Source organism: Maritimibacter dapengensis, from assembly GCF_019218265.1.
GTDB lineage: Bacteria > Pseudomonadota > Alphaproteobacteria > Rhodobacterales > Rhodobacteraceae > Maritimibacter > Maritimibacter dapengensis.
In genome coordinates this window covers 253328-267960 of record NZ_JAHUZE010000001.1, presented here as the reverse complement: position 1 = coordinate 267960, position 14633 = coordinate 253328, and the positions used below count along the sequence as shown (strand labels likewise).

Sequence of the window (14633 nt, the reverse complement as noted above, 5' to 3'; positions counted from 1 at the left end):
TCAAGCCGCCGTTTCCCGCGCGAGGAACTCCAGCCGAAGTTCTTCGGCCTGTCCAAGCGCTGCATTCAGCGTGATCGCACGTTTGTTGTAGAGGCCGATGTTGCACTCGTCGGTGAACCCCATCGCCCCATGCAGATGGATCGCCCGGCGCGTGATCGTCACCGCACTGTCCCCCGCGCGCGCCTTGGCCGCGAGCACGGACTGACCGGCCTCTTCGGGGGTGGCGTCTCGCATCATCTCCACCGCATTGGTCACGGCGGCACAGGCAAACTCCGCGTCTCCCCACATATCGACCAACCGGTGCTGAATGACCTGGAAGCTTGCAATGGGTTTGCCGAACTGCACTCGTTCTTTCGTGTAGGCCACGGTCTCTTCCAAAGCCTTCGCCCCGACCCCTGCAAGCTCGGCGGCCAGCGCGAGTCGCGTCATCTCGATCGCATCGGACAGGGCGGCGTCGAGCGTCGCACCGCGGGCGAGGATAGAACCCGCATCGACAGAAACGCCCTTGGCCGTCACCTGTCCGATCATCGCTGCGTCCAAACCGGGGCGAGAGGAAAGGGAGAACCTCTCGGACCTGGCTGGGAGGTGGACGAGCGCCAACTCCCCGTCCTGTTTGCACAGCACGAGATAGTCGGTCGCGGCGTACGCGGCCGTGACCAGATCGACCTGACCCGAAAGCGTGCCCTCGGCACTGAGCGTCATCGGGGCGCGCGCCCCGCGCGTGTCCTGCCAGAGAAACGGGACGATCCGCGACCCGTCCGCAATGCCCGTGGCTATCTCTCCGGCTGCCGCGCCCCCGATATTCGCCAGAATTCGCCCCGGCAGCACCGCCAGTGCCGCGAATGGTTCGGTGATCAGCGCGCGGCCAAAGGCTTCGGCCAGAACCGTAAGTTCGCCTGCGCCCAGCTCCGAGCCGCCCATGGATTCGGGCAACAAAAGACCCAGCCAACCGGCCGTAGCCATTTCTGACCAGAGATCGCGGTCCAGTTCGGCGTCCCGCGCCCTTCGGGACCGGAACACCTCGGCACCATCGACACGTTCGGCCAGCGTCGCGACACTGTCGCGCAGCATCTCCAACGTCTGATCCGGGTCATCGAGAATAAGTCTTGGCATGTATTCGTCCTTCCTCGCGCCGTCCGTCAGGCGGGCAATTCATAATCCGCGAACTGCTCTCTAAGCTTCATTTTCTGAAGCTTGCCGGTCGCCGTGTGGGGCAGCTCATCCACGAACACCGTGTCATCCGGGAGCCACCATTTCGCGACCAGACCTTCGAGATGCGCGATCAACTCTTCATGGCTGACATCCGCGCCGGTCTTGCGCACCACGACCAGAAGCGGGCGCTCCTGCCACTTGGGATGCGGGCGCGCGATCACGGCAGCTTCCTGAACCGACGGGTGTGACATGGCGGCGTTTTCAAGGTCGATGGAACTGATCCATTCGCCCCCGGATTTGATGACGTCCTTCGAGCGGTCGGTGAGGCGCACGAAGCCGTCCGGGTTGATCGTCGCCACGTCCCCGGTCGAAAACCAGCCGTCCTCGTCGAGAACCGCGCCACCCTCGCCCCGGAAATACCCCGACGTGACCCACGGCCCGCGAACCTGCAAATCCCCCGATTTGACCCCGTCACGATCGAGCACGTTGCCGTCGTCATCAACGACGCGCAGCTCGACCCCGTACATCCCGCGCCCCTGAAGCGTGAGAACATCTACCTGCTCTTTTTCCGGCAGCGTTTCCTGACGCGCGAGCAGATTGCACACGGTGGCCACCGGGCCGGTTTCACTCATGCCCCAGGCTTGATTTGCCTCGACGCCGATTTTCCGGAACCGCTCGATCAAAGCGCGCGGCGGCGCGGACCCTCCGATCACGACCCGTTCGAGGCACAGGTCTCCGGCGTTGGCCGACGAGTCCGCATCGAGGTGCTGGAAAAAGCCGAGCCAGACGGTCGGCACCCCGAGGGACAGCGTGCATCGCTCGACTTTCGCCAATTCGAACAGGCTCTTGCCGTCCAGTTGCGGACCCGGAAGCACCAGTTTCGCACCACACATGGCCGATGCATAGGGAATGCCCCAAGCGTTGACGTGAAACAGCGGCACGGCCAGAAGCGTGCTATCCCGGTTGGAAAGCTTCAGCCCGTCAGCCTGACACACGAGGAAAGAATGCAGCACGGTCGAACGGTGCGAATAAAGTACGCCCTTCGGATTGCCCGTCGTCCCCGAAGTATAGCATAGCGCCGAAGCGGTCTTTTCGTCGAACTCCGGCCAGTCGAACGCACCTGCATCCTCGTCGCGGATCACATCCTCATACGCCAGCGTACCCTCCGGCATGTCGCCAAGATGATCGGCATCCGTCAGCGCGATCAGCGTTTCGACCGCGTCGAACCTGTCGCGCTGCGACGCGACCAGATCGCCGAACGTGATGTCGAAGCACAAAACCTTGGCGCCGCCGTGGTTGACGATGTAGTCGATCTGCTCCGGGAAAAGCCGCGGGTTCACGGTGTGCAGAACCGCACCGATGCCTGAGACCGCAAAGTAAAGCTCCATATGGCGGTGCGTGTTCCATGCCAACGTCGCAACCCGGTCACCGGGTTTGACCCCCATGCGCTCCAACGCGCGCGACAGTTGTCGAACCCGTGCCGAAAGCACCCGGTACGAGGAGCGAACGATGTCGCCCTCACAGGTCTTGGACACGATTTCCACGTCTGGATGATACTGCTCGGCATGTGTCAGCAATCCAGAGACAAGCAACTGCCTGTCCTGCATGAGTCCCAGCATTTTTCCTCCCTCGCCCGTCGTTTTTCGAGTTGGGCGCTTGGTTCAGATTGTCTTACGTCGGCATCCGGACCAAGATTATTCGACCCGCTGAAGTTTACTTTCACACCTGTGAAAAAGCGGGGGTCGTCGCTGCGAGCTATTCCAAGACGAGTCGTCTGAAAAACCCGTCGCGATACAGAAGCGCGCTGCCGTCGTCGATCCGCACGCTGACCACGGTGCCCACGAACATGCGGTGCTCTCCGAAATCCATCGCCTCCTCGACACGGCATTCGAAATTCGCAGTGGCCGCCTCCAGGATCGGCGCACCGGTCTCCCCGACCTGCCAATATCCGACCGAAAACCTCCGCGCTGCGTCGCCCGAGCTTGAGAACTGGCGCGCGATCTCGGATTGCTCGTCGCTGAGATGGTTGACCACGAAGACACCGGCTTTGGCGATTGCCTCACATGCCTCAGTGCTTCTGTTGACCGACACGACCAACGCGGGCGGCTCTGTCGACGCGGAACAGATCGCCGTACAGGTAATGCCGCTGCGCCCGGTCTCGGTGGGAAAGGTCACTACGGCGACCTGCGAGGCCACATGCCGCATCGCGGTCTTGTATTCATCGACAAGCCGTGACGGCATCGGGGTTTCGGTCGCGATTTTCATCATCAGCCCGCCCTTTCCTTGAACCTGTAAATCACGTCACCGGGATACGGCGCGCCGATCGGTTGGCGGGCGCCAAAGCGGGTCGTCTCATCGGCCTCGGGCGCCTGCTGTTCGTCGACCCAATCGTAGATCACCATGCGATCGGCGATCCGCCAGTCGGCCCCGCGCTTCTCGAACCGGTCACAATACCGTCCCGCCAGCATGAACTGCGCCTCGCCCCCATCCGGAGCCGGCCCTCGTTGCAGCGCAAGAAAATAGCTTTCGACCTGCGCCACCGTTTCGGTCTCGAATTCGATAAGGATATTGCTGATCGCATGGACGTTGCGCGCCTTCGCCGCCCAGACCTTGCGCGCCCATTCGATGAACCCTTCGATCGGCCCGTCGTAAGCACCGTGGCAATCATGGGCATCAGGCCAATAGGCACTGCGCAGCGCCTCTTCGTCCGCGCGGTCCACCCCGCGTGCGTAGCGATACAGGCAATCACGGATCATCTCGCGGTCGACAAGTGTTTCAACGCTATAGGTCATGCCCCGTCCCCTCCAAATTCGATCAACGCATCGAGCGCGATGACACCTTCTCCCTCGGGCATGACCCGTACGGGGTTCAGATCGACCCCCTTCACCGCCTCGCGGTGCGCATAGGCAAAGCGCGACAGATCCGACAGCAACCGGGCGAGCGCATCAATGTCCGCGCGTTTCGCGCCGCGCACCCCTTCCAGAAGCGGAAAGCCGCGAATTTCGCGGATCATGCGATGGGCCTCATCCACGTCGAAGGGCGCGGCGCGGAACGTCACGTCCTTCAACACCTCGACGAACACCCCGCCCAAGCCGAACATCACGATCGGACCCAGCACCGGATCGCGGCTCACGCCGACGATCGTCTCCACCCCGTCGCCCACCATCGGCGCAATCAGCAGCCCTTCGATCGTCGCGTCCGGCGCGGCCCTTGCCACCGCCGCGAACATCTCGTCAGCCCGGTCCTCGACGTCGTCTGCCAGAAGGTTCACGGCCACGCCGCCCACCTCGGTCTTGTGCAGGATCTCGGGCGAACAGATCTTCATGACCACGGGCGTTCCGAAGTCTCGGGCTGCTTGGGCAGCCTCGGCCCCGGTCTTCACCAATCTCTCTTCGGGAAACGCGATCCCGGCCTTGGACAGGATCGCCTTGGCCCCCGCTTCGCTCACCGGGCCGGTCGGGAGGTCGAGCGGCTCCATCCACAACGCTTCTCGCTCGGACGCGGGCCGGTCGAAGGCCCGGCCAAAACCGGCCAGCGCGCCAAACGCCTTGGCCAGCGCCGTGCCATCCTCGAACACCAGAAATCCGTCTTTCTCGTAATCGCGCACCGCTTCGACAGGTGCGGACATGGTAAGACCACGCACGAGATCGTCTTTCTCCGGGACCGCCGCCATCAGCGCTTCGCGCAGCTTCGACGAAAACGTGGGGCTTGCCGGACCGATACCCAGAATGGCCGCGAACATATCGTAGCCACCACGCTGCATGATCAGGTTCACCGACTGCGTCAAAAGCTCCATTTGGCTCACCGCCTGCGCGGTCGCATCGACCGGGTTGCGCGGCGAGGAATAGGGCAGCGCGGCCAGCAACTCCTCCTGCGCATCATCCGGCATGGGCGCCACGTCGAGCCCAACCGCCTCGGCGTCGTCGGCGAGCTGGATGCCGAAGCCCCCGGACATGGTGAAGATCCCAAGTTTGTTGTCCTGCGGGAACCGGCCTGACGCACAGGCATAGGTCACGTCGATCTGCTGCGCCGTGGTTTCGGCTCGATAGGCCCCGAACTGGCGCAAGACGGCATCGAAAACGTCGTCCGACCCCGCGAGCGCGGCCGTGTGGCTTGCCGCCGCTTCCGCCCCGACCGAGGAGCGGCCGGTTTTCATGAAAACCACGGCCTTGCGCTTTGTCCGCGCCTGCTCCAACGCATCGACGAACAGATCCCGGTCTTTCACGCCCTCGGCATAGGCCATGATGACGTTGGTGTCCGGGTCATCGACCATCCAGTGCAGCGCTTCGGCAACGTCGATGTCAGACTCGTTTCCGGTCGTAATCCACTTGCTGATCCCCATGCCACGCGCACGCGCCAGATGTGCAAGATGTGCGCCATAGGCTCCGCTTTGGGATACCACCCCGACCGATCCCGGTTTCATCAGGGTGCCGTCGAGGATGACCGAGAACGTGCCGTAGTACTGAGCGCTCGGGTTGAACACGCCAAGACAATTGGGCCCCAGCAGCCGCATCCCGGCATCGCGCGCGGTGTCGACGATCCGCTGCTGAAGCTTGCGGCCCTCTTCGCCCACCTCGGCGAACCCTGCCGAGAACACCGTCGCCGATGCAACGCCCGCGTCACCACAGGCTTCGACGGCCGCGAGCGTTGCGCTGGCGGGCAGCGCGAGGATCGCGGTTTCGGGCACTTCGGGCAGAGAGGCAATATCGGCATAGGCCTTCAGCCCCTGCACCCGGCTGCGTTTCGGATTGACCGGATAAACGGCGCCCCCAAATCCCGCTTCCCGCAGATACTTCAATGGGCGCCCCCCGATCCGGGTCGCATCGTCCGATGCCCCGACCAGCGCGACGCTCGCTGGCGCCAAGAGCGATGAAATCGTGTCAGCCATGTGCTGTTGTGTCCTTTTGCGTCGTCCGGCGGCGGTCACACTGTCGCAAGTCTGGGTTCGGCAAGACCGGTGACACCAAGACCTTCGATCGCAAACAAATGTCCGCCCAGCGGGTGTCGCGAAATCGCGCGACCAGACCCAGAATCCTTGATCGAAGTGACATAGAGCGTGGACAGATCCGGCCCGCCGAAACACATGCAGGTCGGCATGTCGGTCGGTGCTTCGATCAATGCGTCAAGTTCGCCATCGGGCGTAAACCGCGCGATCTTGCCGACCTGCACCAAAGCGACCCAGATGAATCCATCGCTGTCGACGGTGGCCCCGTCCGGGCCCGAGGCAAACGTTTTTGTGTCCACCAGCATCCGCGGGTTACTCAACACTTCTTCGCCTTCGCCGTAGGTATAGGCGCGCACCACACGGTCGAGACTATCAGCGAAATACATGGTCTTGCCGTCCGGGCTGAACGACAGGGTGTTCGCAATACGCACACCGTTGGCGAGCACTTCGGCTTCGCCCTGAGCGGTCACGCGCACCAGCTCGCCAAGCGGCTCGGCATAGATGCCCATGCCACCGCACACAAAGCGTCCCTGGCGATCCATCCGGCCATCGTTGAAACGCACCCGTTCGTTGGGCGGGTCGGGTTTGAACAAAGGCGTGGCCGTGCCAGTTTCGATCTCGATATCGTAGATGCCATCCGCCAGCCCGGCGACCAGATGCCCAGGCTGCCCCAGCCCGACCGATCCGATCATCGACGGCACGGCGATTTCGCCATGGGTATCGTCAACCGGGTGGTAATAGCGGATTTTCCGCGAAACGCTGTCGACCCAGTAAAGACGGCCAAGCTGGTCGTCCCAGACCGGGCTTTCGCCCAGCAGATCCGGTTCTTGCGAAATCCGGCTCGCTGTCACGGTCTTGATATGCTTCGTCATCTCAGCGTTTCCATGAACGATTGCGCGAGGCGGCCCGTTTTGAGCCGCCCCACCGTTTCGGTCGTTACTCGACCAGCGGGCATTCGCTGTTTTCCAGCGACGGCCACACGTCGTCCGCGTCGATCCAACCCTGCACGTCGTAGTAATCCCACTCGCCACCGGAGGTTTCAGGCGTCTTCACCTGAACCTTGATCATCGGGCGGTTGATGACACCATCCGCTCGGATGGACACGCCGTCCGAGATCATGTCGGTAATCGGCATGTCACGCATTGCCGCCATGACGGATTCCCCGTCATCCGAGCCGGTCTCTTCCATCGACTTCAGAAGGTGATTCACCGCCGAATAGGTCACGAGCTGGCTTTCGTTGGGATACCGGTCGTCGAAGGCCTCACCATAGCGTTCGGTAAACGCCTTGGTCTCGTCGTTCATCGCCCAGTAGGCCGGGGCTGACACGGTCAGGCCCTGCGTCGCGCCAAGACCGATGGCATGCACGTTGTTGACCTGTAGGCCGAGCGGGGCAATCGCCTGCTCCGAGCCGAGGATGCCGAACTCACGCGCCTGCTTGAGCACGTTCGCAAGGTCACCACCGGCGTTCGCGATACCGATCACTTTCGCACCGGAGGCCTGCGCCTGCAGGAGTTGCGAGGAAAAGTCGGTTGCGCCCAGCGGGTGCAGGGTCGATCCCACGACTTCGCCACCGGCCGCTTCGATGAACCGCGTGGCGTCCTCTTGCCAGGCTTTCCCGAATGTGTAGTCGACGGTGATGAAATACCAGCTGTCCAAACCCTGATCGAGCTGCGCCTGCACCGAGCCTTTGGCGAGGGTATAGGTGTTGAACGCCCAGTTGGTCGTCATCGCGTTACACTTGGAGTTGGTGGTCTCCGTCGTGGCGCTGCCGGCCACGAGATAGGGCTTGTTCTGTTCGCCCATGATGTCTGCAACCGCAAGTGCGATGGACGAGGCCGAACACCCGACGATTGCGTCGACACCTTCCTCTTCGATCCATTTGAGCGCCTGCGAAACACCGATGTCCGGCTTGTTCTGGTCATCGGCCACGACGATCTCGATCGGGGTGCCGTCAATCGCGCCGCCATGGTCCTCCACCGCAAGGCGCGCCGATGTGACGGAACCCGGACCACAGTTGTCCGCATAGGGGCCGGATTGGTCGTTCATGATGCCGATGCGGATCACGTCATCCGAAAAGTCGGCGAACGCGGGCGCCGCCACCAGAGCGGTGCTCGCCAACAGAAGCGCGGCCCCGTTGAGTGATTTCTGAAGTTTCATTTTTTCCTCCCTGAAGTGCGGCACCGGATTATCCCGGCGCCAAATGCACGCGCCCTTACGAGAACGCGTAAGTGATACCCCCATCGACAAAAAGCATATCGCCCGTGATGAAAGATGCGTCGTCTGATGCAAGAAACACAGCGGCGTTCGCCATATCCTGAGGTTGCCCAAGACGTCCGATCGGCACGCGCTGTCGCCGCCGCTCCCACGCCTCTTCGGTTACGACAAGGTTGGCCCCGTCGGTCTGAGTGGGGCCCGGCGCAATCGCATTGATCCGAATGTTGTCCGGCCCGAATTCCGCCGCGCCCGAGCGGGTGGCCGCAGCCACGCCCGCCTTGATCGCGGTATACATGATGCCGCCCTTCATCGCGATGACGGCCGCAGGCGAGGCCACGTTGACGATCGCGCCCTGCCCCGCCTCACGCATGTCCGGCAGGACCGCCTGATACCCCCAGATGACCCCCTTGAGGCCAACGTCGACCATCAGGCTGATGGTCTTTTCGGTTTGCTCTTCCAAAGGTCCATAGCGATTGAACATCGCGTTGTTGACCAGAACCGTGATCGGCCCGAAGGCCTCCCGAAGGGTCTCCGCCGCCGCGAACACCTCATCCCGTTTGCCCGCATTTGCCGTGAGCGCCATCGCAGTGCCACCGGCCGCACGGATCGCGTCAACCGCCTCCTCGGCCAGTTCCGTTTTCAGATCGAGCACGCCGACCTTGGCGCCCTCACGCGCGAAGCTTTCGGAAATTGCCCGTCCGATCCCTTGACCGCCGCCGGTTACCAACGCAACGCGGCCTTCGAGCTTCCCAGACATGCCTCTCTCCCAAATCGTTCGAACGGCTACGCAAAACTGCGGCAACCCGACGCAGGCAAAGCTTGTCACGCGTCCGGAGACCTGCCTAGAAATAACCCATATGTGTGGCCAAGTTTCACACTTGTGAATTTGGGAGGAAGCATGTCAGAAGCACAGGTCAAGTCCGCGATGCGGGCCTTTGAGGTGTTGGAACACTTCAAATTGAGCCAGCAAGAACGCTCGATGTCCGAATTGGCGGCGGACCTTGGGTATCCGCAATCCTCCACGACAGTCCTTTTGAAAACACTCGTAAAAATGGGCTACCTGAACTACGACCGTGGGCGCCGTGTCTATTTCCCGACCTCCAAAGTCGCCTCGCTTGGAGACTGGATTCCCCGCGCCCTGTTCGGGTCGGGCCGGATCCTCGACGCAATCAACGATGTGCACGCGATCACGCACGAAGGCACGTTTATCGGCACCAAGAACGACGTCTATCTTCAATACCTGAAAACCAAGGATTCGCTTCATGCCCTGCGTTTTCAAATCGACGAAGGGTCGGTCCGACCAATCACGCGGTCAGCGGCTGGCTGGGCATTGCTATCGACCCTGCCGGATTCGAAGATCGAAAACATGGTGCGCCGCGCGAACATCGCGACGTCCGACCCGTCCCAGCGGATGAAGCTTGACGACATTCTCGTCGAGATCGAGAAAGTCCGGAAGAATGGCTACGCCTCGGCCGAAGACATCCCGTTCGAAGGTGGCGCAACGCTCGCGGTGCTTTTACCCGTGAAGGTACAGGGGCAGCCCGGCACGCTCGCCATTGGCGGCGCTACCTACCGTTTCCGCAAGAACTTCGACAAATACCTCGGGGCGCTGCGCACGGCCGTACAATCTTTGACCCCAGATGACGAATTCGAAACGCCGGTACAAATCGAGATCTGAGGCCTGCGAGCCGCAAATATTGCGCACCCGCGCGACGACCCCCCATTTGTGACCAGACTCTGTGAGATTGGTCTGACGATCATTGGGGCCGGTGCGGGCAAACGCGCTTGATGCGTGGCCTTTAAATCACCATAGGCCGGGACGGATTGCGTGCTCTGGCGTTCACAGCGAACTGGCAAGACGCGAAAGCGTCGCCCGCAGTATACGCGTTGGACAATTCGTCTCCTGAGCGCACTGAGACCGCAGGCGGCATTTTGTTAGCTCAACTAAACAAGTCTGTAATTTTAGGTTACATACGTCGGCTGACTCCGATGATAGACCCCTCCCAACGGCTCACATCGAGCCATACGGGAGGACATCATGACAGAGGCAAGTCGCCATCACGCGACATCGAACGTGTCGCTTGCTCAACGCGCCTGGAACATCCGTCGGAAGGCGCTTCTCATGGGGGAAGTGCAGGGTCAGGGCTACATTGGCCAGGCCCTCGGCGTCGCGGATGTCCTCGCTGCGTCCTACTTCCACGCGCTCGAGTATCGGTCCGAGGATCCTGAGTGGGAAGGGCGCGATCGCTTCCTGCTGTCGATCGGACACTACGCCATCGCTCTTTATTCGGTTCTCATGGAAGCAGGTATTCTGCCCGAAGACGAACTTGAAACCTATGGAATGGACGACTCCCGCATGCCGATGTCGGGGATGGCCTCTTACACACCGGGAATGGAAATCACGGGTGGGTCGCTCGGCCACGGTCTCGGGATCGCGGTCGGAATGGCCATGGGGCTGAAACGGAAGTCGAACCCCGCCTTTGTCTACAACCTGATGTCCGACGGCGAGTTGGGTGAGGGATCGACCTGGGAGGCCGTCATGTCGGGCGTGCAGCACAAGCTCGACAACCTGATCTGCCTCGTCGATTTCAACAACCAACAGGCCGATGGCCCCACGCGGGACGCGCTTGCGACCGGCGAGGAAGAGAAGAAATGGGCGGCCTTCGGATGGCATGCCCAACGAGTTGACGGCAACGATCTGGATGCGGTTGTCGCCGCCTTCGATGCAGCCCGCACCACAGATCACCCCGGACCCCGTGTCATCATCTTCGACACCAGAATGTGCAAGGGCGTCGATTTTCTGGAGAGCCGCGAGATTACGCATTTCGTGCGCGTCGAAGCCGACGAATGGGCCAAGGCTCTGGCCAAGCTGGAAGAAGGAAAGCCGCAATGACCCTCGCATCCATGAAGCGGAAATACGAACCGCGCAGGGTCCACACCGGCCCCAACGGCGAACGCGTAGCCACCTCCGCCATGATCGCCTCGCTCGAGGCAGAAGGCTACGACAGCGTTCCCGCCCCATTCGGAAACGCTCTGGTGGAAGCGGCACGCAAGGACGACAAGATCGTCGGTTTGTCTGCCGATCTGGCGAAATACACAGACCTGCACGTCTTTGCGAATGCGATGCCGGACCGCTTTTACCAGATGGGCATGGCGGAACAGCTGCTGATGTCGGCCGCAGCGGGGCTGGCGCGGGAAGGGTTCAACCCCTTTGCAACGACCTACGCCGTCTTCGCGTCGCGCCGCGCCTATGACTTCATCGCCATGGCGATTGCCGAGGAAAACCTGCCTGTCAAGATCTGCTGCGCCCTGCCGGGTCTGACCACGGGCTATGGTCCGTCGCATCAGGCGACAGAAGATCTGGCGATCTTCCGGGGGCTGCCCAACATGACGATCGTCGATCCCTGCGATGCGGACGACATCCTGGGCATGGTGCCGCAGATTGCCGCGCATGATGGCCCGGTCTACAGCCGACTGCCGCGCGGAAAGGTGCCTTCGGTGCTGACCCGCCACAAGCCGGACTACAGGTTCGAACTGGGCAAGGCGCAGGTGATCCGAGACGGAAAGGATGTGCTGATCATTTCGACGGGCTTCATGACGATGCGGGCGCTCGATGCCGCGGTGAAGCTTGAAGCCGACAACATCGAAGCCGCCGTGCTGCATGCGCCGACGATCAAACCTTTCGACACGGAAACCATTCTCGCCGAGGCCGGCAAGGGCGGGCGCCTTGTGGTCACGGCCGAAAACCACACGGTCGTCGGGGGCTTGGGTGAACAGGTGGCGCGCACTCTGCTGACGAACGGGGTCACGCCGACGTTCCGCATGATCGGGCTGCCGGACGAATTCCTCGAGGCAGGGGCGCTGCCGACCCTGCACGACATGTATGGGCTGACCACGGACAAGGTCGCCGCCCAGATCAAAAGCTGGCTCTGACAGCCGAACCCAAACCAATTTGCTTAGGGAGGAAGGAAGTCATGGGACTTCTAAAGGACAAGTTTGCCATCGTGACGGGCGCAGCATCCGCGCGCGGACTGGGCAAGGCGACCGCGAAGGCGTTTGCGGACCACGGTGCGACGATCGCAATCCTGGACCTTGATGCCGGTGCCGCTGAAGCCGCTGCCGCGGACCTGGGGCACGGACATATCGGACTGGCCTGCAACGTCGTCGACAAGACGGCCTGCGAGGCCGCCGTCGAGAGACTGATCGAGGCTTGGGGCCGGGTCGATGTCCTCGTCAACAACGCGGGCATCACGCAGCCGCTGAAGATCATGGAGATCGCGCCCGAGAACTACGACGCGGTCACGGACGTCAATCTGCGCGGCACGCTTTACATGAGCCAGGCGGTCATCCCGTCCATGCGGGCGCAGAAGTCCGGCGCCATCGTGAACCTGTCGTCCGTTTCCGCGCAGCGCGGCGGCGGGATCTTCGGCGGGCCGCACTATTCCGCCGCCAAGGCAGGCGTGCTGGGTTTGACGAAGGCGATGGCACGCGAACTGGCGCCTGACAACGTCCGCGTCAATTCAATCTGCCCCGGCTTTATCGCCACCGACATCACCGCAGGGAAACTGTCCGAAGCACAGCACAGGATGGTGCTCGACGGCATCCCCATGGGACGCGCTGGCGAAGCATCGGATGTCGCGGGCTGCGCACTTTTTCTGGCGTCGGATCTCTCGGCCTACTGCACGGGAACCGAGGTCGATGTGAACGGCGGCTCTTTGATCCACTGAACCGCAACTGGCGGGCGGAGGACCGCCAAATCTGTCTTCGAAAAGGGAGGAATCACCATGAAGACCCAACTCTTGGCCATTCTGGCCACCACCACTGCTCTCGCCGGAATGGCGCATGCGGACGAAGTGATCTTCGCCCACGGCGCAAACCCGGGCAATCCGCGCTACGTCGCGGCAGAGAAATGGGCCGAACTCTTCACTGACTGCACGGGCGGTGCGGACACGGTCAACCATGCGCCGTCCGCGACCATGGGCGACGACGCAGAGATGCTGACCTCGGCCACTGCCGGGATCATTCAGGTCACGGCAAACAGCCAGGGCGCCATGTCCCAGATCGTGCCGGAGATCGGCCTGCTGGGTCTTCCCTTCCTGTTCGAAGACCTGCCGACCGCGTGGAAGGTGCTGGATGGCGACGTCGGCGCGATGATCGACGAGCGCGCGCAGAACGCCGGACTGAAGGTTCTGGGCTTCTGGGACAACGGCATCCGCAACGTGACCCACACCGACAAGTTCGTCGCGACCCCCGCCGACGTGGAGGGGATGCAGATCCGCACGCCTCCGGACCAGATGACAATCGACATCTTCGAATCCGTCGGTGCTTCGCCCGCGCCTCTCGCATGGTCCGAACTGCCCTCGGCGCTCCAGTCCGGCGTCTTCGACGGTCAGGAAAACCCGCTGGTCAACATCTACTCGGCCAAACTGCACGAAATCACGCCCTATGTGACGCTGACAGGCCATCAGTATCAGGCGACGCCGGTCGTCGCGGGACTGGCCTGGTGGTCGGGCCTCGACGAGGCGAAGCAAACGTGTGCGCTGGAGGCCACAGCTGAAGCCGGCAAGATCCAACGGGATCTCGTTGCCGCCTCGGACGCCGATCTTCGTCCCAAGATGGAAGCCGAAGGCGCGAAGTTCGCTGAGGCCGACAAGGCGGCCTATCGCGAAGCCACCAAGCCGGTTTACGACAAGTATGCCGAAACCTTCCCCGAGCTGGTCGCAGCTCTGCGTGAAGCGGCAGGCCTGTGATGCCTGCCGGGGACCACATGTCCCCGGAAACCGGCGGGAAGGGGCAAAGCAGCCCCTTCCTCACCCTGGTTCGGGGCGCAATTGCACTTCTTGACTGGTCCGGTCGACTGATCGTCGGGGTGTGTCTGACTGCGATGTTCGCGGCGCTGCTCGTCAACGTCATCCTGCGATACGCAGCGGGATCGGGCATTTCCTGGGCCTATGAAATCCATGCGATCCTGCTGCCGTGGCTGGTTGCAGGAGGTCTGGTGATCGCTTCGGCCAAGGGGCGAAACATCGCCGTAAGCCTGCTGTCGGACATGCTGTCCGGGCGCGCGCGGCTTGTCCTCAACATCTTTATTCAGGCCGCGATCCTGATCATCACGGCAAGTGTGCTGTGGTCCAGCCACCCGATCCTCAAGGCGTCCCAGTTTCAAACCCTCTCGACGCTCGGGATCAAGCAGATCTGGGGATACTCCAGCATCGCCTATTCATTCGGGGCCATGTCCCTGATCGCGTTCCTCGGCATTCTTCGGACCCTCGCGGGCGAAGACGTTGCCGATCTCGCGCTCGAAGACACAAGCCTGAGCTGA

14 protein-coding genes are annotated in these 14633 nt (G+C 62.2%); 6 read left to right on the top strand and 8 right to left on the bottom strand.

Annotated elements, in window-relative coordinates:
• The 8 genes from KJP28_RS01440 to KJP28_RS01405 form a co-directional block, all read right to left on the bottom strand.
• Nucleotides 1-1113: an acyl-CoA dehydrogenase family protein gene (locus KJP28_RS01440; RefSeq protein WP_218390449.1), complete on the bottom strand. Its 1113-nt coding sequence runs from the start codon at nt 1111-1113 to the stop codon at nt 1-3.
• A 26-nt stretch (nt 1114-1139) separates the two neighbouring features.
• Complete coding sequence (locus KJP28_RS01435; RefSeq protein ID WP_218390448.1) at nt 1140-2771, bottom strand: long-chain-fatty-acid--CoA ligase; 1632 nt, start codon at nt 2769-2771, stop codon at nt 1140-1142.
• A 136-nt stretch (nt 2772-2907) separates the two neighbouring features.
• The gene (locus KJP28_RS01430) at nt 2908-3420 is read right to left on the bottom strand and encodes a flavin reductase family protein (protein ID WP_218390447.1); all 513 of its coding nucleotides are present in this window, start codon (nt 3418-3420) and stop codon (nt 2908-2910) included.
• Entirely contained in the window at nt 3420-3944 is a 525-nt protein-coding gene (locus KJP28_RS01425) for a nuclear transport factor 2 family protein (RefSeq protein ID WP_218390446.1), read from the bottom strand. The genes KJP28_RS01430 and KJP28_RS01425 overlap by 1 nt, the downstream gene beginning before the upstream one ends.
• Entirely contained in the window at nt 3941-6040 is a 2100-nt protein-coding gene (locus KJP28_RS01420; RefSeq protein ID WP_218390445.1) for an acetate--CoA ligase family protein, read from the bottom strand. Before KJP28_RS01420 ends, KJP28_RS01425 begins: the two co-directional genes overlap by 4 nt.
• Nucleotides 6041-6075: 35 nt before the next feature.
• The gene (locus KJP28_RS01415) at nt 6076-6969 is read right to left on the bottom strand and encodes an SMP-30/gluconolactonase/LRE family protein (protein WP_255552145.1); all 894 of its coding nucleotides are present in this window, start codon (nt 6967-6969) and stop codon (nt 6076-6078) included.
• A gap of 64 nt (nt 6970-7033) precedes the next feature.
• Entirely contained in the window at nt 7034-8254 is a 1221-nt protein-coding gene (locus KJP28_RS01410) for an ABC transporter substrate-binding protein (protein ID WP_218390444.1), read from the bottom strand.
• Nucleotides 8255-8309: 55 nt separating this feature from the next.
• Complete coding sequence (locus KJP28_RS01405) at nt 8310-9068, bottom strand: SDR family NAD(P)-dependent oxidoreductase (RefSeq protein ID WP_218390443.1); 759 nt, start codon at nt 9066-9068, stop codon at nt 8310-8312.
• Between the two features lie 141 nt (nt 9069-9209).
• On the opposite strand from KJP28_RS01405, the gene KJP28_RS01400 reads away from it, so the two are divergent.
• The 6 genes from KJP28_RS01400 to KJP28_RS01375 all read left to right on the top strand — a co-directional run bounded on the left by KJP28_RS01400 (nt 9210) and on the right by KJP28_RS01375 (nt 14633).
• Nucleotides 9210-9989, top strand: coding sequence for an IclR family transcriptional regulator (locus tag KJP28_RS01400; protein WP_218390442.1), 780 nt, complete (start codon nt 9210-9212; stop codon nt 9987-9989).
• Between the two features lie 360 nt (nt 9990-10349).
• Complete coding sequence (locus tag KJP28_RS01395) at nt 10350-11204, top strand: transketolase (RefSeq protein WP_218390441.1); 855 nt, start codon at nt 10350-10352, stop codon at nt 11202-11204.
• The gene (locus KJP28_RS01390; protein ID WP_218390440.1) at nt 11201-12244 is read left to right on the top strand and encodes a transketolase family protein; all 1044 of its coding nucleotides are present in this window, start codon (nt 11201-11203) and stop codon (nt 12242-12244) included. The genes KJP28_RS01395 and KJP28_RS01390 overlap by 4 nt, the downstream gene beginning before the upstream one ends.
• Before the next feature lie 41 nt (nt 12245-12285).
• Nucleotides 12286-13038 (top strand): SDR family NAD(P)-dependent oxidoreductase, encoded by a 753-nt coding sequence (locus KJP28_RS01385; RefSeq protein WP_218390439.1) that lies wholly within the window; start codon nt 12286-12288, stop codon nt 13036-13038.
• Nucleotides 13039-13095: 57 nt separating this feature from the next.
• On the top strand, nt 13096-14061 hold the full coding sequence (locus KJP28_RS01380; RefSeq protein ID WP_218390438.1) for a TRAP transporter substrate-binding protein: 966 nt from the start codon (nt 13096-13098) through the stop codon (nt 14059-14061).
• A 17-nt stretch (nt 14062-14078) separates the two neighbouring features.
• Entirely contained in the window at nt 14079-14633 is a 555-nt protein-coding gene (locus KJP28_RS01375) for a TRAP transporter small permease (RefSeq protein WP_255552144.1), read from the top strand.